General features: G+C 40.6%; 17 protein-coding genes. 10 read left to right on the top strand and 7 right to left on the bottom strand.

Annotated elements, in window-relative coordinates; genetic code table 11:
* Window positions 1-11: 11 nt before the first annotated feature.
* From AB4153_RS05715 to AB4153_RS05695, 5 genes are all read right to left on the bottom strand, one after another.
* Window positions 12-3,878, bottom strand: coding sequence for a S8 family serine peptidase (locus AB4153_RS05715; protein ID WP_371996648.1), 3,867 nt, complete (start codon window positions 3,876-3,878; stop codon window positions 12-14).
* Between the two features lie 255 nt (window positions 3,879-4,133).
* Window positions 4,134-4,595, bottom strand: coding sequence for a transcriptional regulator AsnC (gene asnC, locus AB4153_RS05710; protein ID WP_055022683.1), 462 nt, complete (start codon window positions 4,593-4,595; stop codon window positions 4,134-4,136).
* A gap of 155 nt (window positions 4,596-4,750) precedes the next feature.
* Window positions 4,751-5,428, bottom strand: coding sequence for a bifunctional tRNA pseudouridine(32) synthase/23S rRNA pseudouridine(746) synthase RluA (gene rluA, locus AB4153_RS05705; protein ID WP_102526664.1), 678 nt, complete (start codon window positions 5,426-5,428; stop codon window positions 4,751-4,753).
* A gap of 186 nt (window positions 5,429-5,614) precedes the next feature.
* Window positions 5,615-5,905 carry a hypothetical protein gene (locus AB4153_RS05700; protein WP_102526598.1) on the bottom strand — a complete coding sequence of 97 codons (291 nt, stop codon included), beginning with the start codon at window positions 5,903-5,905 and terminating at the stop codon, window positions 5,615-5,617.
* Window positions 5,906-5,941: 36 nt separating this feature from the next.
* Window positions 5,942-6,361 carry a hypothetical protein gene (locus tag AB4153_RS05695; protein ID WP_303514706.1) on the bottom strand — a complete coding sequence of 140 codons (420 nt, stop codon included), beginning with the start codon at window positions 6,359-6,361 and terminating at the stop codon, window positions 5,942-5,944.
* A 187-nt stretch (window positions 6,362-6,548) separates the two neighbouring features.
* Here AB4153_RS05695 and AB4153_RS05690 point away from each other — a divergent pair, with 187 nt between their 5' ends.
* A complete protein-coding gene (locus AB4153_RS05690) occupies window positions 6,549-7,538 on the top strand; it encodes a 2-hydroxyacid dehydrogenase (RefSeq protein WP_248956262.1) in 990 nt (329 codons plus the stop codon).
* Window positions 7,539-7,614: 76 nt separating this feature from the next.
* Window positions 7,615-8,352, top strand: coding sequence for a dienelactone hydrolase family protein (locus AB4153_RS05685; RefSeq protein ID WP_248956261.1), 738 nt, complete (start codon window positions 7,615-7,617; stop codon window positions 8,350-8,352).
* Between the two features lie 152 nt (window positions 8,353-8,504).
* Here the strand turns inward: AB4153_RS05685 and AB4153_RS05680 are convergent, their stop codons facing one another.
* Complete coding sequence (locus tag AB4153_RS05680; protein ID WP_102526594.1) at window positions 8,505-9,101, bottom strand: mechanosensitive ion channel family protein; 597 nt, start codon at window positions 9,099-9,101, stop codon at window positions 8,505-8,507.
* Window positions 9,102-9,263: 162 nt separating this feature from the next.
* On the opposite strand from AB4153_RS05680, the gene AB4153_RS05675 reads away from it, so the two are divergent.
* The 5 genes from AB4153_RS05675 (at window position 9,264) to AB4153_RS05655 (ending at window position 15,839) form a co-directional block, all read left to right on the top strand.
* On the top strand, window positions 9,264-10,007 hold the full coding sequence (locus tag AB4153_RS05675) for a spermidine synthase (protein WP_248956259.1): 744 nt from the start codon (window positions 9,264-9,266) through the stop codon (window positions 10,005-10,007).
* 307 nt (window positions 10,008-10,314) lie between these two features.
* Complete coding sequence (gene ahpC / locus AB4153_RS05670; RefSeq protein ID WP_371996644.1) at window positions 10,315-10,884, top strand: alkyl hydroperoxide reductase subunit C; 570 nt, start codon at window positions 10,315-10,317, stop codon at window positions 10,882-10,884.
* A gap of 231 nt (window positions 10,885-11,115) precedes the next feature.
* Window positions 11,116-12,693, top strand: a complete 1,578-nt coding sequence (ahpF, locus tag AB4153_RS05665) for an alkyl hydroperoxide reductase subunit F (protein ID WP_371996643.1) — start codon at window positions 11,116-11,118, stop codon at window positions 12,691-12,693.
* 216 nt (window positions 12,694-12,909) lie between these two features.
* Window positions 12,910-14,019 carry a GGDEF domain-containing protein gene (locus tag AB4153_RS05660; RefSeq protein WP_102526590.1) on the top strand — a complete coding sequence of 370 codons (1,110 nt, stop codon included), beginning with the start codon at window positions 12,910-12,912 and terminating at the stop codon, window positions 14,017-14,019.
* Between the two features lie 200 nt (window positions 14,020-14,219).
* Complete coding sequence (locus tag AB4153_RS05655) at window positions 14,220-15,839, top strand: methyl-accepting chemotaxis protein (protein WP_102526589.1); 1,620 nt, start codon at window positions 14,220-14,222, stop codon at window positions 15,837-15,839.
* A 175-nt stretch (window positions 15,840-16,014) separates the two neighbouring features.
* Here AB4153_RS05655 and AB4153_RS05650 read toward each other — a convergent pair whose 3' ends face one another.
* The gene (locus tag AB4153_RS05650) at window positions 16,015-16,710 is read right to left on the bottom strand and encodes a hypothetical protein (RefSeq protein ID WP_371996642.1); all 696 of its coding nucleotides are present in this window, start codon (window positions 16,708-16,710) and stop codon (window positions 16,015-16,017) included.
* 330 nt (window positions 16,711-17,040) lie between these two features.
* On the opposite strand from AB4153_RS05650, the gene AB4153_RS05645 reads away from it, so the two are divergent.
* From AB4153_RS05645 to AB4153_RS05635, 3 genes are read left to right on the top strand one after another with little or no spacing between them, the layout of a single operon-like run.
* A complete protein-coding gene (locus tag AB4153_RS05645) occupies window positions 17,041-20,715 on the top strand; it encodes an ATP-binding protein (protein WP_371996640.1) in 3,675 nt (1,224 codons plus the stop codon).
* A complete protein-coding gene (locus tag AB4153_RS05640; protein WP_102526586.1) occupies window positions 20,715-21,404 on the top strand; it encodes a condensin complex protein MksE in 690 nt (229 codons plus the stop codon). The genes AB4153_RS05645 and AB4153_RS05640 overlap by 1 nt, the downstream gene beginning before the upstream one ends.
* The gene (locus AB4153_RS05635) at window positions 21,401-22,621 is read left to right on the top strand and encodes a phosphoenolpyruvate carboxylase (protein ID WP_248956254.1); all 1,221 of its coding nucleotides are present in this window, start codon (window positions 21,401-21,403) and stop codon (window positions 22,619-22,621) included. The genes AB4153_RS05640 and AB4153_RS05635 overlap by 4 nt, the downstream gene beginning before the upstream one ends.
* Window positions 22,622-22,630: the final 9 nt, after the last annotated feature.

The following is a 22,630-nucleotide window of genomic DNA, read 5'->3' as shown; positions in this document are numbered from 1 at the left end:
TTAAATATCAATTACGACTTCATTTTACGACGACGGAACGCCGCTAAAGGAAGAAGTAATGTAGTTAACCAGCCCATAGAGCCGCTGCTGTCACTCGGTTTAGAATCTACATTGACTGTTACCGTAGAAGTTGCACTTTCTAGTTCACTATCAGAAGCTGTGACCTCAAATGTAAGAGCACCTTTTGCTGGGGCAGTGAATTTGATTGATGCATTACCATTTTCAAAACTGACATCAGTACCAGATATTTGAGTCCAGTTATAGGTCAGGTCATCACCATCTACATCATTACCATTAGCACTAACAGTTACAGTAAGTCCTTCAATGCTTGATTTGTCTGCAGGAGATACAGTAGGTGCATCGTTCACATTAGTAACATCAACAACCACTTCAGTAGGAGTGCTTACAGTTCCAGCAGCATCAGTTGCGCTATATGAAAAGGTATCCTTGCCGAAGAAATCTTTATTTGGTGTATAAGTTACTTCACTAGATTCAGTCACAGTGACTGTACCATTTGCAGGCTCATCGACTATTGCAACACTTCCTAAGTCACCAGAAGCTGCCGTGTTAATAATACGTTGAGCTGTCGCTGTAATACCATCGCCAGTCACTTGAGAACGAGCCACTTTTTGGTCAGGCATTGTGTCGTTATCTAGTACATTGAATGTCACAGCAGTTTCTTCAACAGTAGTTGAAGAGTCCATAGTGCCTAAGTCAAATTCACTTGCTGTTGCTTTATAGTCAATTTTAACTTGGCCAGCTGCTGAAGATAGAACTTGTAAGTAATCACCTGAAGTGACTGCTGAACCTTCACCGTTGTAATGGTATGTGGTGCCAATTGTGCCGCCCATATTCTCTGCACCAATTGATACGTTTGCTGGCATATCAGGAATGTTCAGATAATTGAACGAAACATCTTCCGTATCGCCAGCCTTAATCCAAACACTAAATGAATAACCTGTTCCAGATGTGTCAGCATAAAGCTGTCCATCTTTCCATTCAACAACTAAGAAAGTACCTGTTGATAAACTAATAACATTCAGACCTAGTTGACCACCACCAGTATCAGTAGCAGTGCCATCACTCAAATCAAAGTCAGACCAGAATGGTGCTAATATATTATTTGGGTTTGTGCTGTCTGGTAGCTCTCTATTATTCCAAGTGCCAGCAGTATTTCCGCCGCCGACTAACACAATACCATTGTCAGATATTGTGATGGTGTCGTATGTTACCCCATTAAATTTGAACTCAGGTAAGCCTTCATAGGTAAATGATTTTTCATCACAACCTTCATCACAAGCAGGCACAAATACTAAGTCAGCATCAAAAATACTCGGGTAGGTACCTGTTGACGCATCGATAGACATTTCAGATTGCTCAAGACTACCGACCCAGGTAATAACGCCAGTATCTTCATTGACGCTAAAGCCATTTTGAGTGGCATTAGTTAAGCTAACTGAAACATCATCTTCTGAGGTTAACATTGTTCCTTCAGGTACTTTAGCTGTAAAGGTGACCGTATTTTCAAACATGGTGTTGTTTAATACTGCGGTAATTTCCATATCATCAGCTGTAGTTAAATCACTGTCATCTGATGAAATAGAAATCAGTGAAGCATCACTAGACTCTTGAGCAAGGACAGCTAATGGTAAGTGCGCATTTTGCAGACCTGCAGCACTTGTTAGCATTACATTACCGAATATCCAGTCACCGTAATCAGAGAAGGTTGAATCAACAGTCACCATAAAGGTTGCAGAGCCACCTGCTGGAATATCCAACATCGATGGTGATACTGTAATGCCTGCAGAATCACTGCTTGCCGCTAATGACCAAGATGTATCTTCGTCACTCTTGTTGTAGACAGTACGAGTGAAAGTACATGGACCAACACATGAATCAGCTGCAATTGAAGGCTTATCGAAGGTTAGTACTGCTTTAGCTGCAGCATCTAAATCCATACGACCAGCACCCATCGCAAATGGTGTTGCCGCAGTCGTTGCATCATCATCTAAAATGCCTTCGGTAGTCGAAGTAGATGTTAATGCTGTTTTAATGTCATTTGCAGACCAATCTGGATGAAGTTGTCTCATCATTGCTGCAGCACCTGCAACATGAGGACTTGCCATACTGGTACCAGAAATCATGTTGAAATCTTCGCCGCCATCATCAGGGGAATAAGCTGACAAGATATTGGTTCCCGGCGCTGCCAAATCAGGTTTCAGCATATTCTGATTACCGTTTGGACCACGTGAGCTAGAGCTATTAATAGTATCTGCTAGAGCTGGTACCATTATGCGCTTAATTTCAGAGCCAACAGTACCTGTAGTTGCTGTTTCACCCATAGCATCAATAATTGCAGTACCATCATCGTTAGATATCATTATTGAAGGGAAAGTCACACCAGGCATCGACATAGTAATTGGCGCGCCAGGGTTACTGTTGTAAACAACTAATGCTTCAGCGCCTGCATTAATAGCATTTTCTGCTTTTGTTGAGAAAGCACACAAACCACGTGAAATTAGTGCAATGCTGCCTTTAAAGCTATCAACAGGGAAAGCTTCACAACCTTCAAAGTTCATTTCGTCAACATTTATAGCAGCGATAACAGGTGCCGTGACATCCATTTCAATGACAGTATCAGAACCAGGAATTGCTAATAAATCTTCGCCGCCGGCATTAAAGCTATTGGCAAAATAACGACCCGTTGTGCTATTTGCTACGGCAATACCTGATTCAATACAAGCAGGACAGCCGATAGTGCTTGCACCATTACCATCGTTACCCGCTGCTGATACCACAATGACGCCAGCAGCTTCTGCGGCTTCGAACATTGTTTTATACGGGCTGCTTGCTGGATCTGCACCTGCGCCACCACCCCATGAGTTGTTGATAACATCTGCACCATCATTAACCGCATGTTCTAGCGCTTCCATTAACATGATGTTAGAGCCGCTACCACCAGTACAATCAGCTTTTGAATATAATGCTTTATATGACATTAAGTATGCAGCAGGCGCAACACCTGATAATTCTACATCGATGTCGTTAAATTGAGTTGATACTTGATTACCTACAGCGGTACCTGCCACGTGAGTACCATGACCACCGAAACCTAGCGGGCTCATATATTCATCGGCACACACTTCAAAAGTGGGTTGAGACCAGCGGGCAACAATGAGTTTATTATTACAAAAAGACTCATCAGTCGTTGAACAGTAGTCATCAGTTGGCATAGCACCCATTGGTGCTTCAAAGCCTTCATCAGCAAACATTGGGTTTTCAGGACGGATACCGCCGTCGATGACAGCAACACGGATACCTTTGCCCGCATTTTCCATTCCACTGACCGTTTCCCACATAGCATCAGTATTTATCACTTGAAGTGAGGCATCCATGCTGATGTCATACATAGTTTCTGGATAAACAGACTTAACACCTGGGATCGCCATTAACTGCTCTACAGTTAGGTTTTGACCTGTAACAGTGACACCATTGAACAGTGTTTTAAATTGACGCTCGACTTTGCTGTTTGCAGACACACTGCTTAATGCATTTGTGAATGCTTTTTGCTCTGTAGCAAGGTGCGAAGCATAATTTTGTACTGCGGTAGATTGAATGTTTAATTTAGTGTCTTTAGCTGAAACGGCAGTTGCTGCTAAGTTCGCTGTGCCACCTTGGTATGCTGCAACAGCAGGAGAAGACAGCTCAACAATAAATCGCTGTGGTGTTGTAATATTGTTCAGCTTTACTGCTGGTTTCTTATGTTGGTCAATAGACAATATTTCTAAATCATATTTATTGCCTGTCATTTGAGTGTTTGCAAAGCTAGCGCTAGAGAGTAACGCTGCTGATATCGCTATAGATAATTTAGTCTTCACAACTTCTTCCTTGGTTAAAGCATTTACCACGTCCAAGCATTTGTAGGGTAGAGACTAGGTCGGTGGCAATGCTGTTTATTATGTTTTTACATTAATGCGTTTGGTGCATTCTTCGATGCACTCAATGACTTTTTAACACAAATAATTAACAAAGGTAATCAAAGTTGTTACAAATTAATAAATTTATCGTAAATTATAATTATTACTTTAGAGGTATACCTCAATTAAGTTGGTTATAGGCAAGAATAAAATACACTAAGGCTTAACACCTCTAACAATGGGGTTTTGTAGGCTAATCAAGGTTTCTGTTGATTGAATTTCATCAATAGATTGGATGCGATTGATTAAAACGTGCTGTAATCCGTCGATAGATTGGCACATTACCTTTACAAAAACACTGTAATTACCAGTGGTATAATATGCTTCAACAACTTCCTCTAATGCATTTAACTTTGATATGGCAGCAGGATAATCCCCTGCGCTTTTTAAATTGATGCCAATAAAACAACAAACGTCATAGCCTAAAGCTTTAGGATCCACTGTTATCCTTGCACCTGTGATAATGCCTGCTTGTTTCATTTTTTCAACGCGGACATGAATCGTACCGGCACTTACTGCAAAACGTTTAGCGAGCTCTGCAAAGGGGGTTCGCGCTTCTTCCATTAATGCTTCAAGAATTTGATTATCTAGCTGATCTCTTTGAAATGGAGTTTCCATAGTAAAATGCCTAATTAAATTATAATTAGGCATTAATTTACGATGAATAATGAACAATGGCTATCAAAAAGTTCTCATGAACAATTTATGCATAACGTAAACTGTTGAGGTTAATGACTGCAGTTATCAAGAAAAGGACTGGATTAAACTTAGTATTATTGCAATCCAACGGGATGAATAAAGGGCACTTCAGCATTGAATGTCATTTTCTGTTGGCTATATGGATGATGAATGGTGAGCTCTGCGGCATGCAGCAATAGTCGTTCAGATAAACGTTTCGCTAATGGGTCGGCATAAAAGCCATCGCCTAGGATCACATGACCCAATGCCAACATATGAACGCGTAGTTGATGAGAACGCCCAGTAATAGGGGTTAACTTTACCAGCGTTGACTGCTTAGCATAATTGATTATTTCGACATGAGTTAAAGAAGGTTTGCCGAGCTTATGATCAACTTTTTGTTTAGGCCGGTTAGGCCAATCGCAGATAAGCGGGTAATCGACTTGTTTTATTTCAGGATTAAGGTGGCCTGCTACTCTAGCGTAATAAGTTTTAGCAGTTTCTCTGTCTCTAAATTGGCGCTTTAATTCTCGCTCAGCGTTACGACGCAGTGCCACTACAATGACACCAGATGTTGCCATATCCAGTCGATGTACGATTTGAGCATTGGGGTGCTTTTCTAATACACGGCTATAAATGCTGTCGTGGTATTGGGCATCACGTCCAGGTATAGACAAGAGTCCTGAAGGCTTATTGAGCACAATAATATCTTTATCTTCATGGATAATATCGAGCCAAGGATCGGTAGGGGGAGTGTAGATGAAGTCTGCCATGGTAAGCCCTTTACAAGAATGCGCGGCAAAGATACCTTTCAGCTTAAGTAAGTGCAAGCAATCTATGAATGATACTGCTTGCACGCCCTAGTGTGCTTTGACGCCAACGTTTTAGTTATACCGCTCAAGGTTTATAAAAATCGTTGTTCACTTAACCTTTATAATAAGTCGCTTATCCAAAAACACTTATGAAAATGCGTTACCATTGACGTGCATAATGGTAAAAGTCCAGACAACAAATGCCAGCGGGACATGGACTAGTGCGTAAAAACTTTGGTCAAGTCGCGACATTCCTTGTGCATTCCAAATCAAATACACATGCCCAATGAGTACCAGTGGGAATAGGGACAATAAAGGATAAAGTGCAAACGGGCTGGCATCAGCAAAAATACTGTGGCTTAGTAGTGCCCAAAACACCATGAAACTTGTAGTTAACGGTGGGGCTGCTAAACGATATTGCTCCGGATAAGGAAACATCCTATTACCTTAAAAATAACAAAAGATAATACTAGATTAACCTTTAATTTCCTTTTTGCCATGTATTACTTTTCTATGGACCACAGAATAATGACGTAATCCAGCAGGACCATGGGATACTACGACCGATAACAGCACGATAAAAATTGTTATTTCAGGCTTCCAATCTGCCATTGGAATAAATAAACCCAGCAATAAAACTTTGAAGATCGTTAACACGCCTTTCAATTGAATTAACCAGCGCCAATCTCTAATCACTTCCCAAGCAAATAATGCCACGCCGCTAGTCATGGCTAAAATCCAGTAATTGATCCAAAGATTTTGTTCTATTCCCAGTAATAGTCCACCGCCAGCACCGACAATGCCGACAATATGTAAGGCTCTTAAACTGGTTTTGCCTAAGCGTTGTAGCCAAAATTGGAATTCAGAAACTTCTTGATGCTGCTTTTTAGACATGAATTACACATAATTGAGATGTTAATGAGGTAACAGCTTAGCAAATTCATCTTGAATGAATAGCGATCTATAGCAAAATCTAAATTATTGGTATGCTAGCTAGATGACATTTTATAAAAATAACACCGTGAATTGTTAATCGGTGTGTTAAGACAAGCCCTTGAGCTTGTTGACTAAGGACTGTTAAATGAAAATCGGATTCTTCAGCGCAAAAAATTATGATATTCAACATTTTGATGCGATGAATAAAGACTTTGGTGCCAAGATTGAATACTTTGATTATCGACTTTGTATGCAAAATGCCAAATTAGCGGATGGTTTTGAAGTGGTATGCGCTTTCGTCAATGATTCTTTATGTGAAGAAGTCTTAGTTGAGCTGGCCAAAGGTGGCACTAAAATTATTGCCATGCGTTGTGCTGGCTTTAACAATGTCGATTTAGATGCTGCTAAACGATTAGGCATCACGGTTGTTAATGTCCCTGCATACTCGCCTGAATCTGTCGCCGAACACACCATTGCCATCATGCTAACTTTAAACCGTAAAATTCATAAAGCTTACCAACGCACTCGAGATGCTAATTTTGCCTTGTCAGGTTTGGTCGGTTTCAACATGCATGGCAAAACAGTTGGCGTTATTGGTACCGGGAAAATTGGTATCGCCACTATCAAAATTTTGCTTGGTTTTGGCTGTAAAGTTGTTGCATACGATCCTTATCCAAGTGAAGTCGTTAAAGGTTTAGGCGTTGAGTACATCAGCCTTGATGAACTGTATCCACAGTGCGACATCATAAGCTTGCACTGCCCACTAACAGAAGATAATCATCATCTGTTGAGCCAAAAAAGCTTTAATAAAATGAAACCAGGCGTCATGGTTATCAATACCAGTCGTGGTGGCTTATTAAATGCGATTGATGCCATGGAAGCATTAAAGGTGGGTCAGTTAGGCTCGCTAGGGTTAGACGTATATGAAAATGAAAAAGAGCTATTTTTCCAAGATAAATCAAATGAAATTATTAAGGATGATGTGTTCAGAATTTTGTCTGCCAGTCACAACGTTATTTTTACTGGTCACCAAGCTTTCTTAACTGATGAAGCACTTAATGCCATTGCCTATACGACCTTGAAAAATATCACTGATTTATTGACGAGTCACCATTCAGATAACGAACTCAATTAAGCTGGTTTAATATCGTAAACAGGCTCTAGAATAGCCATTTTACTTACTGTGAAAGGATTAAAATTAAAGAGGGATTATGATCATTACCAAAGAAGTGCATGATATAGCAACGGCAACTGGCGTGATGCGCACGTATGTTTATCGCCCAGACGAGTCAGGCCAGTATTCAACGATTATTTTCTACTCGGAAATTTTTCAGCAAACAGCCCCGATTGCTAGAAGCGCTGCAATTTTAGCTGGCCATGGCTTTGTTGTTATGGTGCCTGAAGTGTTTCATGAGCTAAACCCAATTGGAACTGTGCTGGAATATGATGATGCTGGAAAAGACAAAGGTAATGCAGATAAATTTGCTAAACCGCTAGAGCATCATGACAGTGATACTGAAGCAATGGTGGAGTTTGCCCGTAGTCAGGCATATTGCACCAGTCAGGTTGGAGTAATGGGCGTTTGTATTGGTGGCCATTTAGCCTATCGTGCAGCGCTTAATGCCGATATCAGTGGCGCATTTTGTTTATACCCAACGGATATTCATTCAAATACGTTACCTTGCGAGCAAGGCAATGATTCATTGACACGAACTGGCGACATCGCTGGTGAGTTAGTAATGATTTTTGGTAAACAAGATCCTCACGTATCCAGTGAAGGACGTAAATTGATTTATCAAAAGTTGGAGCAAGAGCAAATCAACTTTAGTTGGCAAGAAGTGAATGCCCAACACGCCTTTATGCGTGACGAGGGCGAACGCTATGATGCGGCGCTAGCACTTCAAATGTATTTGCAAGCGGTGGCATTTTTTCAAAGAGTATTAAGCTAACCGATGAATAGAGCCCATTAATTTGGGCTCATAAACTGAAACTGAAACTTAAACTCTTAAACTTGAGCTCATAAACTTAAGCTCATAAACTTGAACTCATAAATCTGGCCTTATGCACTAGCATACGGTGAGTCAGACTTGTCAAAAATTGATTAGCTTACGGTATTGTTTTCTGTTTCGCTGACAGTTGAAGCTTCGACATTGTTACCCGCTACTTGAGTAACATCTTTTTTAGGTTGGTGCTCGTTACCAGCCTTTGAATTCGTATGAGGCAGTTTTATCACCGCTTTTTGCAACATTAAGCTATTGGGGTACGTCATTAAGTCCCCCTTATCTCGTTTTAAAATGACATGAAATAAGCTTATCTCGACAATAATACCCGTCATATCTTCATCTTTATCAACGATCCTAATTTTTTCGCCAATACGGTAAGGACACGCAAAAAATATCAACACTCCAGCAGTGATGTTGCTCAAAATTGACCATTGAGCGAACAAAGCGACCCCAAGCACAGCAAAAGCTGATGATACAAATAGGGAAACTTCTTGATAGCCTAGCCCTAATGACACCGCCATAATCGATGCCGTAATGAAAAATAATAAATATGATAAGAGCCGAGTGACAAGTCGGGTTCTGACCTCATTTATTTGCTTCTTCTCTGATTGCTTAGTGATGATTTGCTTTAATTGATGTTGCACAAAGAAAAACACCGCTAAGCAAATACAACTAATTAAAATTTGGGTCGTCATAGGCTTTATTTACTCTTTTGGGGCTAGATTTCAGATTGTTCTTGTTAAGTTTGAACTCAGACGATGAGAGTTAGAATTTATCCTGTAAACTGTCCAGCTTGCAATCAAATTCGTCATGTTGAATATAAGAAAATTTACAGTCGGATCACTAGAGTCAGTTAAATGTTAGATTACCAGCAGTTACACCAGTGCAACGATGAGATCGGCCCAATATTCGTATTAGAAGATAACGACTACCGTATTTTATCCTTTGGTGATAATGACGAACAAAGCAAAATCCTTAAAGCTAAGCCTCATGTTCCTCAGCATACTTATATTCAGGCAATGCTAGCGGTATTACTTTTCTCAACACCTAAAAGTGCAATTATTCTAGGGCTAGGTGGCGGTGGGTTGGTGCATGCTTTAAGGCGTTTTGATGCGGGGATTAAGCTCACTGCTGTGGAGCTTCGACAAGATGTGATTGATATTTCGAAACGTTATTTTCAATTACCAATTGGCAAAAAGCTTAATCTTGTTCATCAAGATGGTGGTGAATTTCTCGCTAAAGGCGATCATAAGCGAGTAGACATCATTTTTGCAGACATGTATATCGAACAAGGTGTTGATGAAAAGCAGTTAACCAAGGAGTTTATTGAGCATTGCCATAAAGGCCTTAAAGCTGATGGTTTTTTGGTATTAAATTGTTGGAAAGAGCACAGTAAAAGCGAGCTGTTAAAGCAAACGCTATCGCAGCAGTTTGCGAATGTGTATGCAACCCTAACAGGCGGGGGTAACTGGGTGATTTATGCCAGTAAACAACCTCACTCATTCAGCGCCGCAAGTAACAAACAGCAGCTACAGCAATTGTCACAGCAACTTGATTACCCTGTAGGGCGTTCACTGACTCGTTTCACCCAATGGGAATAAAGGTTTTAGAATATGAAACTTGAGTGATAGTGATTAATGATGTGATTGTTAGTCTGTTACTCTTGCTTGATAAGTGGTTGTTTAATAAGTACTTGTTTGATGGGTGCTTGTTTTAACCCTCATTATTTGGACTATTGAAATTGGTCATCGGAAAATCCGATAACACTTACCCTAACTTTATCGTCATTCTAAAAAACCGATTAAGGTGATAGTTTTTATCCGTTATATTTAATTCTGAGTTGTCGCTATTATCTATCCCATCAAACGGATACAGCTAAACACTTAATTAAATTTACGGAGCAATACAATGACTCAATCAATCATCAATTCAACTATCAAGCCATTCTCAGCAACAGCATTTCACAATGGCGAATTTGTTCCTGTGTCTGAGCAAGATCTGCTAGGCAAGTGGTCAGTTGTTTTCTTCTACCCTGCGGATTTCACATTTGTATGTCCTACTGAGTTAGGCGACATGGCAGACCATTACGCTAAGTTACAAGAAATGGGCGTTGAAGTTTACTCAGTATCAACTGACACTCATTTCACTCACAAAGCATGGCATGCAAGCTCTGACACAATCAGCAAAATCAACTACCCAATGATTGGTGACCCAACAGGCGCAATCACTCGTAACTTCGGTGTAATGATTGAAGAAGACGGTCTAGCACTTCGCGGTACTTTCGTAATGAACCCAGAAGGTGAAGTTAAAGTTGCTGAAATCCATGATCTTGGTATTGGTCGTAGCGCATCTGAGTTAGTTCGTAAAATTCAAGCAGCTCAGTACGTTGCAACTCACGATGGTGAAGTATGTCCAGCAGCATGGCAGCCAGGTGAAGAAACACTTGCTCCATCAATTGACTTAGTAGGTAAAATCTAAAAGTCACTAAAATCTAAGCGTAAAATATTATCAGCATTGGCTTGCTCATCTCATCATCATGAGTGAGCCAATATTTGATAAAACGGTTTCAATTAGATTATCTCCATTGTTCCAAATCATCTCCTGTCAATCTTAGGCCCCCTTGGCTCAAACAAGTTTCATCACCTTGTTGGAGTTACTGAGATTGACACATTTTTTTGCTCAACTTATTTACTTTTTAGGAGCACACGTATGTTAGATACGAATATTAAAAATCAACTGAACACCTATCTGCAAAACCTCAAGCGCCCAGTTGAACTTGTCGTGTCAGCAGACGCTAGCCCAAAATCTCAAGAATTATTGTCACTTGCTACAGATGTCACAGGACTGTCTGACTTAGTAAGTTTGACAGAAAAAATGGGTTCAAGAACCCCATCCATGAGTATTATTAACCCGCAGCTAAACACTAATATTACTTTTGCTGGTTTACCTATGGGGCATGAGTTCACTTCATTAGTGCTTGCTTTGCTTCACTCTGGTGGTCATCCGATTAAGCTTGCCGATGAAGTGATTGAACAAGTTAAATCCTTACCTGGTGAATTTCATTTCGAAACCTACGTTTCGCTGAGCTGCCAAACGTGTCCTGAAGTTGTTCAAGCATTAAATATGATGGCGGCAATTAATCCAAATATTACCAATGTGATGATTGACGGTGCTTTGTTTCAAGATGAGATCAATGAGCGCAATATCATGTCGGTACCAACGGTATACATGAATGGCGAACCATTCTCAGTAGGCGCCATTAGCGTAGTAGAAATATTAAATAAACTTGATGTTAATGCTGTAGCAAGAAAAGCCGAACAGATTAACAATAAAGAAGCTTTTGATGTGCTTGTCGTCGGCGGCGGCCCAGCGGGTGCATCTGCGGCAATTTATGCTGCACGTAAAGGACTTCGAACGGGTATTGTTGCTGATAAGTTTGGCGGCCAAGTGGCTGAAACTGTCGGTATTGAAAACTTTATTTCAGTATCTAAAACTGAAGGCCCTAAGTTGGTTGCTAATTTAGAAGCACACGTAAAAGATTATGACGTTGATATTATGGATAATCAGCGTGCATTGTCTTTAAAAGACGGCGGCTTATTTGAATTAGAGCTTGAAAGTGGCGCTAAGTTATCAAGTAAAACAGTATTATTAGCAACCGGAGCTCGCTGGCGTGAAATGAACGTACCTGGCGAACAAGAATATCGTGGTAGCGGTGTTGCGTATTGTCCACATTGTGATGGTCCACTGTTTAAAGGAAAACGTGTCGCGGTGATTGGCGGCGGCAATTCAGGTATCGAAGCTGCGATTGATTTAGCCAATATCGTTGAGCACGTTACTGTTCTTGAGTTTGATACCACATTGCGTGCAGATGAAGTGCTGCAACGTAAAGCCCACTCTATGGGTAATATCGATATCATCACTCAGGCTATGACTACCGAAGTTATAGGTGACGGTAAACGTGTAACGGGTCTTAAATATACCGACCGCAAAACGAATCAATCACATGATGTTGAGCTAGCGGGTATTTTTGTACAAATAGGTTTAGTGCCCAACACTGAATGGCTAACAGATACTGTGGAATTGACTGGTCGCGGAGAAATCATCGTCGATGGCAAGGGTCAAACTTCAATACCTGGTGTGTTTGCTGCTGGTGATGTGACTAACTCAGCGTATAAGCAAATTATTATTGCGATGGGCAGTGGGGCGACAGCTTCACTTGGTGCATTCGATTACCTTATTCGACACAGTGAAAATGAGCAGACTAAAGCAGCTGAAATCGCTGCTTAAATAAATCAAATTTTCGGAAATGTTAAAAGCTAACTTAGGTTAGCTTTTTTTATGTCTCTGAGTTAATCCGGCTGATAAAATGCTGCAAGGAGTTGCTGTTTTTGGGTTTGTAAAAACTCTCAATTTAAAATCAGTGTTTAATCTTACACTTAATGTCGCAAGTGATTAAAAAATGGCTATAATCAAATCATAATAACTCAAAAAATAATCAGATACATGCAAACGAAGACACCAACTTTTGAATTCCAGTTGCATATAGAGACGCAACAATACTTAGCAAAAAGTTGCCGATGGCTTAGTGTTTTATCATTCATTCTCACTATTGTGATTTTTGTTTCTATTGTGATCAATAATCCAGATAAAGACATCGTTTTTACTTCACTCAGCCTCATTCCAATTACGTTAATTTCACTGTTCGGTCTTATTCACAATTTCGCATTATCAGAAAACCTTCAAGTAAATAATTACAAAAGATTTTATGCCTTCATTTTCGCCTTGGTTCTCTGTTGGGTATTAGTGTGTAATTTGTTTTTATTTCAAGCATTGTCTGCTCAAACAACCGTTGAGTCATTGATCCACTTGATTTTAATTTCATTTGTGGTGGCGCTATTCCCGTCACGAGGATTACTGATTGTCCCCGTATTAATTATTGGTGCTTATTTAGTGATTGCGAGAGTCTTTTTCTTTTCTATCGACTTATTTATTCCAGTGATTAAAATGCTGAGCTTTTTTGCTGTGATTATTTCTGGTCAACAAGTAGTAGAAAAGTGGTTCAGAAAAGCGGTGTTTAAAGATGTTGAGAATCAGCGTTTGGTAAGCGAATTAAATCAGTTGGCACTAACGGATAGCTTAACCAAGCTGAGTAATCGACGCCATTTTGACTCAATGTTGAATAAAGAAATTCAACACTCTGAACGCACGGGCTTACCTCTGTCGATTATCTTAATGGATATCGATTACTTTAAAAAACTCAACGACTATCTAGGTCACCAACGAGGTGACGAATGTTTAGTCGAACTGGCTAAGTTATTGACCAAACAAATTAAAAGGCCAAGAGACGTTTGCGCCCGTTATGGTGGCGAAGAGTTTATCGTTTTATTACCTGAAACAGACCTTTCTGGTGCGATAGATGTCGCTAACAATATCAAAATACAATTAAGCCAAATGGCGTTTAAACATCCTGATTCATTAGCAAGTGAGTTTGTGACCCTATCTCAAGGTGTCGTCCAATGGCATTCGGGCATGACACTTGAGCGATTAGTTAAGCATGCCGACGATAAACTGTATGAAGTTAAAGACAGTTCAAGAAATAATATTGCTCATTAGCTTTAGATTTACTCTGTAAAGCCGATATATACAATTGTAACAATTCCATAGTCAACAGTTGCTTGTTTTCTTTATTCTTTGTCGTTACATCACATAATCACTATTACACAATTTACTAATTTAAATTCAATGTGTTGTAGTCAATTTGAATGACTTTGTTAAGTCATAAATTTACTTTTTTAGTGCTTTGGGGGCAATAAATGAATTGGTTTAGCAATATGTCTATTTTTAAAAAAATCGGTTTAATTTTTGTATTATCAGTGATTATTTTCGCTGTTAATTTAACGATCAGTATCGTAGCAATTAATAAAAACAACGATACCATGACCTTCATGCAAGATAAGGTTTCTCAACGAGTTGAACTCGCCAATCAAAACGTTATATATGTGCAAAGACTTGATGAACTTTATACTCAGGCAGTGTCTTTTGCTGATGAAGACCTGATTGATAATGCTAACAAGACCTTTGAATCATTAAAGAAGAACATTAATAGCTTAACAGGGCTTGATAATGAACAAGCTTCACGATTATCAACACTGAATCGAGAACTCTCCCAATATAATGACATAACCTATGATCTTGCTAAGGGGATGATAGATAACACCCTTGATATGAGTAAAGTCGGCGAAATTATTGCCAATAAAACTCAAGTTTACGACAAGCTTATCAATGGTGTTCAGCAATATAAAACCGATAAAGTATCTGAATTTAATAACACCATTCAAGAGTCAGTTAGTCGTTCTGAAAGCAGCTTGGCACTGACATTATCAATTGGCTTAGTGCTGTTATTAATTATGGCTATTGCGACTATATCAATCGCAAAATCATTAAGTGGTTCAGCAGGTAATCTAGCTAACTCTTTGGGTGAATTAGCTGACGGTAAAGGTGATTTGCGCCATCAGTTAGATGTCACTGGTCGTGATGAACTAGGGCAGGTATCTTCTAACTTCAATCGTTTCTTACGTCTTCTTGCTGATGCGATTCAACAAGTCGTCAGTGTGACAGCGCCATTACTGCAAAGCGCAGAGTCTTTAAAAGAGCGTATGGGAACAGCCACGCAAGCCACAGAAAAACAAAGCTTAGATGCAAAAGCAGTGCAACACTCAATGGAAGAAATGGGTATTTCTGTTAATGAAATTTCCCAAAGCGCTCAACAGGCAGCGGAAGCTGCAGATAGCGCAGAGCAAGAAGCGACAAACGGTTTAGCTGTGGTGGCCAGTACAATTAATATCTCTCAAGAGCTTAATGCTGAAATTGAAGTGGCTTCAGACTCGATAAATGAATTAGCCAAAGATACCGAAAGCGTTAATTCAATTTTGAATGTCATTACCTCAATTGCCGAACAAACTAACCTTTTAGCATTGAACGCTGCTATTGAAGCAGCAAGAGCGGGTGAGCAGGGGCGCGGCTTCGCGGTTGTTGCTGATGAAGTCCGCGCATTAGCGTCGAAAACTGCTGATGCAACTAAAGAGATTCGCGAAGTGCTATCGCGTTTAAAAGTAGCGGCTGAATCTTCGGTTAGCACCATGGATGTCGCTATTGGTAAAGCATCAGATAATGAGAAACATGCCCGTGAAACTGGCGATGTGCTTAAGTCAATTCAAGAACAGATTGTCAGTATTAATACCATGAACACCCATATTGCGGCGGCGACAGAACAGCAATCAGCGGTTGCGGCGCAAGTGAGTCATAACGTGGTTGAAATGAATGCTTCATTTGTTCAAACTTTAGATATCCTTGCTGAAGTACAAGATGTATCAGAAGGCTTATTAGGTTTCTCTGACGAGCTTCAAAGTGCGACCTCTCAGTTTAAGCTCTAACGAAATATAAGCTGTAGGATAAATTCACAGTTACTAAAAAATTAGTTACTAAAAACAGCCTTTAAAAACAGCCTTTAAAAATAGTAGCAAAAAACAGTCACTAAAAAGCCACCGTCAGGTGGCTTTTTTGATCATAGGTTTTGAGATAAAAGTAAACAAAACCTCAGAAAACATTTTACTCAAATTGATAAGTATAAGAAATCCCGATTTTATTGGTTTTTCCGTAGTCACTCTCAGAGATAAAGCCATAAAAGTTAAATGATTGCTGCTGATTAATTTTATAACTCGCACCGCCGCCAGCCCAATAGCTAGAATAACTGTCACTACCGACAGCGCCACCGCCAAATGCCATTAAGGTCCAACTTTCTCCGAGAGGCTTCATCGCAAAAGCGCCAAGATATGCACCATGGCTGGTTTTAGGGACTAAAATAAAGCCGTTATCATCTATGACGTCTTCTTCGGCAATGTCGCCATAGGTATAGTTGTAGCCGGCCATAGGAAATATTTGCCAGCCACCAGGGGTAAAACCGAAATAACTCAATGGAATAAATGTACCCACACTATAACCGTTAGAACTCGCATCATTGTCGTATTCATTGCGATTAAAGTTAAAGTTCACAATACCAAAATCAAATAACCAAGAACCGCCAATGCGCCATTCACTGCCATCATCATTAATGCGTGCGTTTACCATTCGCGTAGCATCAAGGCCAATAGATCCCGAAAAGGTAAATTGATCGTTATAGCCGACACCCGCTTTAGTGACAATTTTAGTCGGATCTTCATGGTGCTTTTCGTCAGCGGTAGCTAGCAAAGAAGCAGGTAGCGTACACAAAATTGAAAGTGATGTGAGTAAATGAGATTTTGCCATACGAAAAGGGAAACCTATTGATTGATGAGCAATGTACAGAGATAAATATCCCCCATTCTATCAAAGCTGGTTGCGCTATTTGGAATATCGCTTATTCCATTAGGAATAAATGAATTAAACATCACTGTTTGCTGCTTTGTTAGGCGCCACTTTTCGTCTTGTTAGCGTATTATCTCAAACATTATAATCGGCGAAATTGCTTCATTCATCGCTTTGATTTAACTTATTACCAATAGGTAAAAAATCATAAGCCAAGCTCATAAGAAAAGCGCTTAAAAAGTGCCTTAAAATCTAGTTTGTAGCTTTAGCTGACTGCGCAAAAGGACTCCAATGCCAAGCTTGATCAGAATCGTGTTAATTAATACTCACCTCCCAGGTGTAGTAGAACTTCAATTAGATGGACACACTAATATTTGTGGTACCAATGCGTCGGGTAAAACCACGTTACAGCGACTGGTTCCTGTATTTTATGGCGAATACCCAAGCCGCGTTGTTCCTTCTACCCGTGACAGTTTCGAGCGTTGGTACTTACCTCACGATTCAAGCTATATCATTTATGAGTATCAAAAGAGTGATGGTAAGTTGTATCAAGCGGTTATGGCATCAGCTGGTGACGGCAAAGGTGTTAACTATCGCTTTATTGCTAAAGGCTTCGAGTTAGATGATTACGTTAAAAACCGTAATGGCGATACAATTATTTGTCATACCATGGCAGAACTTGGCCGAGAAATGAAACGTGCTCAAGTCACTCATACTAATCTACTGAACACCCGTGAATATCGCGCGATTATCCAACACGATCGCAGTTTATTAACTACAGGTGGTAATAAAGGTGAGTTACGCACCTATGCGCATCACTTTTCATTGTGTGACAGTGAATATTCATTACGTCATATAGAGAAACTTGCTAAAGCGGTCCATTCCAAAGAAGGAAAAATGGAAACCGTTAAGTCGATGGTTGCGGCTATTTTAGAAGAAGACGGAGTTAATCCGCCAACGTCTCGCCTTAATCCGCAGCGTGTCGAGAATTGGATCCGTGAAAGCCAATTGGTACAAGGCTTTGAACAAATTCGCCCAGAGTTTGAGAAATTAGAACAAGAATTTAACCAGTTACTGAGCGCTGAATTGCGTTTAGGGACATTGGCTAAAGGTTATCGCGCAGATGAAACCTTTGAAGCCGAGAGACAAGATATCAATCAAAATGAATCTAAAGATGCCAGTTTACAGCTGAGATTATTAGATGAAGAGTGGAAAGAAGCACGTGATGAGATCAGTCAGGAGTTATCTTTTGCGCAAGGTGACACACGTAAGTATGAAGCTGAACTGGATGCCATTGAAGATCAATACGAAGGCTTTTTAAATGCCAATATTGAGCAAGCTAAAGCTGATTTAGACAGTTTGGATAATTGGCGCAGTGATTTAGAAAACCTCACAGAGCGCCATAAGCTACAAACTGAAAAGCACCAAGATATTGAAGCAGCTTACAGTTCTCGTCGCAGCAAAATTGCAGAGCAACTGCACCGTGAGCTGGAATCTCTTCATGAAGAGCAAGATGAAGCGCGTGAAAACCGCGATAGTCAGCGTGAAGCGTCGTCAGAAGATTTAGCGGCATTAGAGAATTTATGGCGTGATAAAACCGATGCTGGTAAAGCGGCATTTGCTGAACAAGAGTACCAACTCAAATTAACTCGTGGTGAGTTAAGTCATCAGATTGATGGCGTAACGTATACCGAAGAAGAAAAAATGACGCTGGCGGTATTCGATGAACGAATTAGTCGCGCCGATGAAGAGCAAGAAATATGTAATCAAAAAGTCGATCGTTTATCGAGTGATGAACGCAAACTCAGAGCAAAGCGCGATCAAGTCAGCGAAGCATTACGTATCGCCAGTGTTCGAGTAAATGAGCGACTAAGCGATGTGGATGATGTTAAGGGGGTTTTATTTCCTCAGTCACATACTTTACTTGAGTTTCTACGCAAAGAGTCACCGGGCTGGGAGCAAAGCTTTGGTAAAGTGATTGCGCCAGAATTACTCCATCGAACAGACTTACATCCAAGTGTTTCAGGAAATAATGACGAGTCGTTATTTGGTATTGGCTTAGATCTTAAAGCGATTGAGGTGCCTGATTATGCCGCCTCTGAACAAGACTTGCGTTTAAGGCTCAATAAAGCTGAAGATGCTTTAGCCCAAGCTGAAGAGCTTAAAGCTGAGCACGAAGATCAGCTGGTTGCCATCAACGATGAGCTCGATAATCTTAATAAAGAGCTTACCTTTGCCCGCACAGCTTATAAAAATAGTCGTGAAGATGTTAGGCGTTTATTTGATGAAAAACGCAGTACTCAAGAGCAAATCAATCAAGCTTTGGCTGATAGAAAAGCCCATGCAAGCAAGCGTCTTATTCAATTAGATAACGAACTTAAGCAACAACATAATCACCATTTAGCTTGGTTATCTGAGCAAAAAGAGCAAGCGCTTGAAGCGCGAATGGAAAAAAATGCTTACTGGCAAGATGTGGTTGGCGCACTGGATAACCAACTGGGGCAAATCAAAGCCAATATTGAGACTCGCCGCAGTAACGCCAAACAAGAACAGAAAGCCTGTGATACTTGGTACAAGAACGAGCTTAAATCTCGCGGTGTCGATGAAGCAGCGATTGTTGCGCTTAAAGGAAGCATCCGTGAATTAGAAAGCCAAATCAGTAACGCTGAAAAACGTCGAAGTGATGTGTTGCGTTATGACCATTGGTATCAAAATGCATGGATGATCACTAAACCTAAACTGCAAACCGACTTATCTAAAGTCAAACAAGCCGCACTAGAGTTAGAGCAGCAGCTTGCAAATAAAACAGCAGATGTGAAGCAACGTAAACAGCAGCTTGAAACCAAGAAAAAAGCTTCAGATGCTGCGCAAGTCGATGCATCCGAAAACTTAACTAAATTACGTGCAGTGATGCGCAAATTAGCGGAATTGAAACTACCACCTAGTAAAGATGAAGCTGATGGCAGTATTGGCGAACGCTTAAGACAAGGTGAAGAGTTACTTCTGCAACGTGACTATTTATTGGGTTCAGTAAAGCAATATGTTGAACACTTTGACTCGGTGATTGTCAGTAAATCCGGTTCGAGTTTAGCTGAGTTTTGGGAGCGTGCTCGGGATGAGTCGAGCTTTACTAACGATAAAGGGATCCGTTTACTGGATTACCGTAAGTTAGTGCCGCAACTTGAGCAACTGCTGAATGTGATGGTGCCGCAATCACTGATGGCTATTCGTGAGCAAGGACGTATTTTTGGTATCGATTTAACCGCTTATTATGATGTGCTTGCCGATATCGATCGCCGTATTGCCTCACAAAGCGCGCGGATTACTCGCGAAGTAGGCGAAGAGTTATTCCTTGATGGTGTTTCAGAGTCGGCAGTGAGGATTCGTTCGCGTATTAGTGAATTAGAGTTCTGGCCAGAATTAGAAGTGTTCGTGAAAGCCTTTAAACAATGGAAAGCGGATGGTTTTAGCCAATTGCCTGATGAGCATTACACCTCAAGTATGCGCCGAGCATTAGACATCATTGGCCGCTCCGCATTATCTGGTGGTATTGCTAAATTACTGGAAATTGAATTGCGCCTAAAAGAAGGCAACAGTGACTTAATCATTCGCACAGACAGACAACTTAATGAGTCATCAAGTCATGGTATGGCTTACTTAATCTTGTGTAAGTTCTTATTGGCATTTACGCGCTTATTACGCGGTAAAGCAGATGTCACTATTCATTGGCCAATTGATGAATTAGGCACTTTGCATCACACCAATGTGAAGAAGATTTTTGATGCTTGTGTCAATAACAATATCAGTGTTTTGGGGGCCTTCCCTAACCCAGAATCTGAAGTGCTTAACTTGTTTGCTAACCGCTATATTATCAATAAACAAACCCGAAAACTGCAAGTGGTTAAGCCTAAAAGTAATCCTCTGGCAGAACGATTAAGCCAACGAGCTAACAAGGAGGCTGTGTAATGTCTGAGTCTATAACGTCTACTTCAAACTCATTAAACTCTGTCTCTTCAGACACGCCTTTGGTCGGCACAGGGGTATTGATTGAACAGTTGTTACGCGGCGAGTTTATTTGTCGCACAACCAATGAAGATGGTTGGCGCGCGCTTAAAAATAGCACCACCTTTGAAAAGGTTGAGCAATATCTTAACCAAATTAATCGCACGATTTCATCGGCTGCTGAAGGCGATGTATTTTTTTGTGGTTACCAGCAACTAGGAGATCAAGAAAAGAAGGTTATCTCGAGTCAGTTTAAAGACATTTGTTCAGCGTTAATTCCGCTGGTGGAATGGTTAGTACTGGTGCAAGAGAGCAGTGGCCAAGATGCCCCTTTAAGTGAAGGCGCACCAATAAGATTAACTGAGCTGCAGGCGCGTATTGAAGATACGCCAGCCTTTATGGAACAACTGGCTAAATTAAGCCAGTATCGACTATTTGGCTCAACCAGCAGTAATGTCGATAACCAAATAAAACTGGTGTTTAAGCGGTTAGTTGAACTGGGCTACTTGATTAAGCCAAACAGCGAAAAGCAGATTTACATCGCCACGGGTAAGCTTGATTACCTGTATGAGGTGATTCGCTTTATTGATGAAACCGAAGGACTAAGTCTTGAAGCTCAAGCTGAAACGGCCACGCAACGGGATTTAGTATGAGTAATAATTTACATCAAGCCGGGGTTAAGCTGCTCAAACAGCTCAGTCGTCATGCTGATGTGGTTATGGATGCCTATTTAGCAGGCTCAGTCAGTGAATCTACTCATGATGTTGCGGTGATTGAGAAACTGAAAAAGAGCGGTATTTTATGGCGACCAGAACCAGACGAAGAGCTGCGACTAAAACGCTCGGTGCGGGCTTTACTAGAAGAAGCCTTAAGTGATGAACGTAATCGGCAGATTGATTCTAATGTGGGATCCGCATTTAGCACCATTAAGACTTTGGCTGATCATTATAAAGAAGCCCGTCATAATATCGATTACAGTGCCGCTGAAGCGTATTTAGCTGACTTAAGTGAACATGTTTATAGCTTTACCGATAGCCTAAGGTACTCCATTAGGGTGTTATGGAGCCGGATCAATAATGAGTTTGGCTATGTGGGAAGTATCAACGCTAAAATTCGCGAAAATGAATTAGCCCAAAGTCAGGTATCTGAGCTACTTAACGGTCTGGAGATGTTCCAGTTCAGCGAATTAAGTGAGATTGCCGGTGATATTCGTGAGTTACGACGTTTGCTGGTCACTAACTTACAAGAAACTTTAAGTCAGTGTACTCAAGAAATCAGTGCGGTGCAGGGCAGGTTATTGGAGCTTTTAGGGCGATTTAGACAAATCCAAGGCCGAACTCGATTGTTGAAAGGTTTTTTACTGCACACAGATTTACACCCTGATTATCAACCAGAAAATCATGTTGGCCATAAGCATGTTCCTAGGTTGTTTAATTGCGCTGAAGCGATCATCAAGCCTGCCAGTGTTGATGTGCATAATAGTCAGCATGAGTTAACCTTGCTTGATACGGTATCAAAAATTAAAGCCATTAGTCGGGACTTGTTACCAAGCAAAGTGCGTGAGCATAATGTTGAAACCACAATGACTGCAGTGGAAGATTTTGATATCCCAGATAATCCATTGAAGCTAGCTGTCGATGAGTATTTCTGTGAAGTCATTGATTCAGGTCTTCGCCAGTCGGCGCTTGAGTATCTACAAGCTAATAAGCTTGAGTGGGAATCCGAAAACTGGCTGTATCAAGTTATTGGTGGCTATGAAGGCTTACCCGACGAGCATAAAGCCTATTTTGAGTTGGAACCAATAGGTGAACCTGATCCTGTTTATAATGGTAACTTTATGATCCACGATGTTGAGCTATGGCTAGCATAAAAAGACGAG

This window comes from Shewanella sp. 10N.286.52.E4, from assembly GCF_041468785.1.
Taxonomy (GTDB): Bacteria; Pseudomonadota; Gammaproteobacteria; order Enterobacterales; family Shewanellaceae; genus Shewanella; species Shewanella electrodiphila.
This window is presented reverse-complemented; position numbering and strand designations above follow the sequence as displayed.

What these genes read in the sequence shown, in the direction of transcription:
- asnC (WP_055022683.1), bottom strand. Translation starts at nt 4,595, where the DNA reads ATGGAAACTCCATTTCAAAGAGATCAGCTAGATAATCAAATTCTTGAA.
- rluA (WP_102526664.1), bottom strand. Translation starts at nt 5,428, where the DNA reads ATGGCAGACTTCATCTACACTCCCCCTACCGATCCTTGGCTCGATATT.
- AB4153_RS05700 (WP_102526598.1), bottom strand. Translation starts at nt 5,905, where the DNA reads ATGTTTCCTTATCCGGAGCAATATCGTTTAGCAGCCCCACCGTTAACT.
- AB4153_RS05695 (WP_303514706.1), bottom strand. Translation starts at nt 6,361, where the DNA reads ATGTCTAAAAAGCAGCATCAAGAAGTTTCTGAATTCCAATTTTGGCTA.
- AB4153_RS05690 (WP_248956262.1), top strand. Translation starts at nt 6,549, where the DNA reads ATGAAAATCGGATTCTTCAGCGCAAAAAATTATGATATTCAACATTTT.
- AB4153_RS05685 (WP_248956261.1), top strand. Translation starts at nt 7,615, where the DNA reads ATGATCATTACCAAAGAAGTGCATGATATAGCAACGGCAACTGGCGTG.
- AB4153_RS05680 (WP_102526594.1), bottom strand. Translation starts at nt 9,101, where the DNA reads ATGACGACCCAAATTTTAATTAGTTGTATTTGCTTAGCGGTGTTTTTC.
- AB4153_RS05675 (WP_248956259.1), top strand. Translation starts at nt 9,264, where the DNA reads ATGTTAGATTACCAGCAGTTACACCAGTGCAACGATGAGATCGGCCCA.
- ahpC (WP_371996644.1), top strand. Translation starts at nt 10,315, where the DNA reads ATGACTCAATCAATCATCAATTCAACTATCAAGCCATTCTCAGCAACA.
- ahpF (WP_371996643.1), top strand. Translation starts at nt 11,116, where the DNA reads ATGTTAGATACGAATATTAAAAATCAACTGAACACCTATCTGCAAAAC.
- AB4153_RS05660 (WP_102526590.1), top strand. Translation starts at nt 12,910, where the DNA reads ATGCAAACGAAGACACCAACTTTTGAATTCCAGTTGCATATAGAGACG.
- AB4153_RS05655 (WP_102526589.1), top strand. Translation starts at nt 14,220, where the DNA reads ATGAATTGGTTTAGCAATATGTCTATTTTTAAAAAAATCGGTTTAATT.
- AB4153_RS05650 (WP_371996642.1), bottom strand. Translation starts at nt 16,710, where the DNA reads ATGGCAAAATCTCATTTACTCACATCACTTTCAATTTTGTGTACGCTA.
- AB4153_RS05645 (WP_371996640.1), top strand. Translation starts at nt 17,041, where the DNA reads ATGCCAAGCTTGATCAGAATCGTGTTAATTAATACTCACCTCCCAGGT.
- AB4153_RS05640 (WP_102526586.1), top strand. Translation starts at nt 20,715, where the DNA reads ATGTCTGAGTCTATAACGTCTACTTCAAACTCATTAAACTCTGTCTCT.
- AB4153_RS05635 (WP_248956254.1), top strand. Translation starts at nt 21,401, where the DNA reads ATGAGTAATAATTTACATCAAGCCGGGGTTAAGCTGCTCAAACAGCTC.